This is a genomic window from Geobacillus sp. DSP4a (assembly GCF_013096875.1).
Classification (GTDB): Bacteria; Bacillota; Bacilli; order Bacillales; family Anoxybacillaceae; genus Geobacillus; species Geobacillus thermophilus.
This window is the reverse complement of the sequence record NZ_SDLD01000091.1, coordinates 1-3,255: the sequence shown is the minus strand read 5'-3', so window position 1 is coordinate 3,255 and position 3,255 is coordinate 1. Positions and strand designations below refer to the sequence as shown.

The window sequence follows — 3,255 nt, the reverse complement described above, 5'->3', positions numbered from 1 at the left end:
AAGTGATGGTGGATGGGAAGGCGTTCGTCGTCCATGGCCTGTCCGTCCCCAACCGGGTGTTGGTGAAGAAAGAATGGAATCGTTTCGTTGTGTTCTCTTCCGATGGAGACGTCCATCTTGAAGCGCCCAGGCCGTATACGAACGTGAAACGCGAAATCCCTTGGAAAGAGATTTTCGCTGAGTGGGAGACCAAACCCCGGGTTGTCGGACATTCCCGCTACCGGACGTACTTGCCGGAGGCGATCCGAACGTATCTGGCTGGCCCCCCGCCCCAGGTGGTGGCCCGTTTGAAAGGACTGCGAGCGCTGTTGGATCGGCACACGCTTTACGAAATCGCCCAGTGGCTCGAGGAGAGTCAGCGATGGGACTTGGCTCCTCATGAAATCGGCGTGTTGATGGAAGCGAAGCACTCCTATTACCCGGACAAGTGGGAAGAATCATACACCCCTTCCGTTCTAATCGACTATGAAACGGATTTAACGGTGTATGATCAACGTCTTCATCCCGCTCGGGAAGGGGGTGTCCAGAGATGAGAGCAGAGGTGAAAGAGATTTGTAAAGCGCTGCATTTGGCCTATATCGCAGATCGATTCGAGGAGGTGAGATTCGAAACGAAAGAACAGTTTTTGCGGGATGTATTGGCGCTGGAACTGTCGTGCCGCCAAGAAGCGAAACAGGCTCGGCTGATCAAGAAAGCCAAGTTTCGGGAGTTGAAATGGCTGAAGGATTACGAATGGTCGGGTCATATCCATTGGCCAGCCACGACATCGAGGGAGGAACTGTGTGACCTTCGCTTTTTGGAGCGAAAGCAAAACGTTCTGCTTTTAGGTTCACCTGGAACGGGGAAAACCCATCTCGCCACAGCACTTGGCATTCAGGCGTGCCAACAAGGCCATGAGGTTCGGTTTTTCCGCGTCGCGGATCTTGTCGCCCAGCTGGAAGAGGCGTTGAAAAACGGCACGCTCGGACGGCTGAAACGAAGCCTCGACCCATGCGAACTGTTGATTTTGGATGAACTCGGCTATGTGCCGTTTCAAAAGCAAGGATCGGAACTGTTGTTTCATATTATCGCCGACTGTTACGAGCGAAAAAGCGTCATGGTGACATCGAATCTAGAATTTGGACAGTGGAATCGGGTGTTTGGGGACAACCGTTTGACGGCAGCGTTGGTGGATCGCTTGGTTCACCACGCCCACATCTTGGCCTTTACGGGAGAGAGCTATCGACTGCGGAACGCTCTCTCCGCGATCCAGCCGTCCTCTGCCTCCGGTCTGGAACCTTAAGTCTTGAGCTGGCAAGCCTATGTATTTTTTCTTGCACTTCTCTGCATTTTTTGCTTGCAAAAAACACCTAGGGAAAGTCCACGTGTGAGTAAAATATTTGTGGGTGGCATTCCGGAATGATTCCCCGACGAGGGTTGCGAACTTTTGTTCGCGACGCTCGTCGGGGCCACCAAGCGAAGCGCGGTAGAAAAAGCAAATGTCATGCAAAAAGGACTCTCTCCCTGCTATGATGGTGATGACCAACATCCATAAAACAGGAGGGAGAGAGTCCATGAAACATCTTACCACAGAATGGCCTTTATTAAAAGAGCTGGAGGAGCAATTAGTCAGAACTCTTCAAAAGGTGTTCGCTGTCTTGTTGGCGGCCCTTTTGGAGGAGATCGATCAACAACTGGCGGAAGCGCGGGACAAGCGCCGGCATCAGCTGAAAGACAAACGGCCGACTACGATCCAAACGCTGTTTGGAGAAGTGACGTTTCGACGGAACTACTACTATGACCGGCAAACGGGGAACTATACCTTCTTGCTGGATGCCGAATTAGGCTTTGATGGGGCCCAATCGATCAGTCCTTGCCTCGAGGAAACGGCGGTCGAGTTGGCCGTAGAGTGCTCTTCCTACCGCAAAGCGGCCCGTACGTTGGAGTCGATCGTGGGGTATGCGGTCCTCAGCCACGAGGCGATTCGCCAACTGGTGCTGGAGGCCCCTGTCTCGCTGCACCACCCTGTTTCCCAACGGCACGGCCGGGTGCTGTTTGTGGAGGCGGATGGACTGTTTATTTCCCGCCAGGGGAAAGGGAAACGGGCGAAAGAAGAGAAAATCCTGGCGGTTCACGAGGGATGGAGACGAAACGGGTCGCAGCTTGAGCTGGTGAACCGGCGCCACTACCTCCATGAAGGGACGGGGGACGTGTGGGAACGGTTTGAGGAGTGGCTGATGAAGGAATATGCCTATGATCCGTGCCGAGACCTGTTGGTCCTCAACGGCGACGCGGCGTCGTGGATCACGGCCTGCCGGGAGTATTTTGGGAAGCGGGCGTGCTTTCAGCTGGATCGATTTCATGTGGCGCGGGAGCTGCGTCAGTGTCTGTCCGGCCATCCGCGTTGGCGGGAGGTGCGGAAGAAGCTGGCGAAACAAGACGAAGAAGGGCTTCTCGTGGAGCTGAACAGCGCGGTCGGCACGTTGGAGGACGAAGCGAAAGAACAGCAGCTGGCTGCCATGATCCGCCGGATCGAGTCGATGCCGGGATGCATCCGGGACTATCGGGGGTGGCTGTCGGAGCAAGGGGTGGAGACGACCGGCATGCGTTCGATGGGCCATGCGGAGAGTGTGATGAGCCGATTTGCGCATCGGGTGAAATCCCGCCGCAGCTGGAAAGACCAAGGGCTTCGGGCGTTTCTGAGGGCGATGGCAGCCCGAATCGACGGGATCGGGTGGAGAAAGGGACGGTGGGAGGAGCAAGAGCCCCAGTCGGCCGTCTCGGCCTCAACAAAGTCCAAGCGGATCGAACAGGCCAAACGGAAGGCAGGACGGTTGTGGACAGATGTGGTGCGTCAGAATATACCGTGTCTGCAACAGTCATCCGGGACGCCGATCCATCAAGCGTTGTCGGCGCTCCGGGATGGTGGTTGGGTGTAAAAAAATGGAATATCGTATCATCGTCTCAAGATGAGGGATGAGAGTCGGAAAGCGCTTACGATATTAATTCCTGAAAATGGTTCGATAACTAGTGATTGACAACGCCCGTAGTGAACCGAAAAAATGTTCTCCACAAAGTCTTGACTGACTCGAATGGTAATTTACAGTTGAAAAAAAACTTTTTTTATATTAAAATAAATAAAAAAATAAGGTTCATCACCAAAAGTTGTACTTGCACCTGTCATGAAAGTATGTTAGCTGTTTCTAGCCGAACCCGCAATGCAAAACGCTGGATATTTCTGTATCCGTATCCCCGACGTTTCATCAGCTTGATCTT

At 53.7% G+C, this 3,255-nt stretch carries 2 protein-coding genes and 1 pseudogene; all 3 read left to right on the top strand.

What is annotated here, in order from left to right:
- Positions 1-533, top strand: a pseudogene (locus ETC02_RS16320) (IS21 family transposase); the annotation flags it as partial.
- Positions 530-1,282, top strand: coding sequence for an IS21-like element helper ATPase IstB (gene istB / locus ETC02_RS16315; RefSeq protein WP_011230286.1), 753 nt, complete (start codon positions 530-532; stop codon positions 1,280-1,282). The pseudogene ETC02_RS16320 and the gene istB, both read left to right, overlap by 4 nt.
- Before the next feature lie 271 nt (positions 1,283-1,553).
- Positions 1,554-2,918: an ISLre2 family transposase gene (locus tag ETC02_RS16310; protein WP_171698425.1), complete on the top strand. Its 1,365-nt coding sequence runs from the start codon at positions 1,554-1,556 to the stop codon at positions 2,916-2,918.
- Positions 2,919-3,255 lie beyond the last annotated feature (337 nt).

Coding starts and splice junctions, on each gene's coding strand:
- ETC02_RS16310 (WP_171698425.1), top strand. CDS start 1,554: ATGAAACATCTTACCACAGAATGGCCTTTATTAAAAGAGCTGGAGGAG.
- istB (WP_011230286.1), top strand. CDS start 530: ATGAGAGCAGAGGTGAAAGAGATTTGTAAAGCGCTGCATTTGGCCTAT.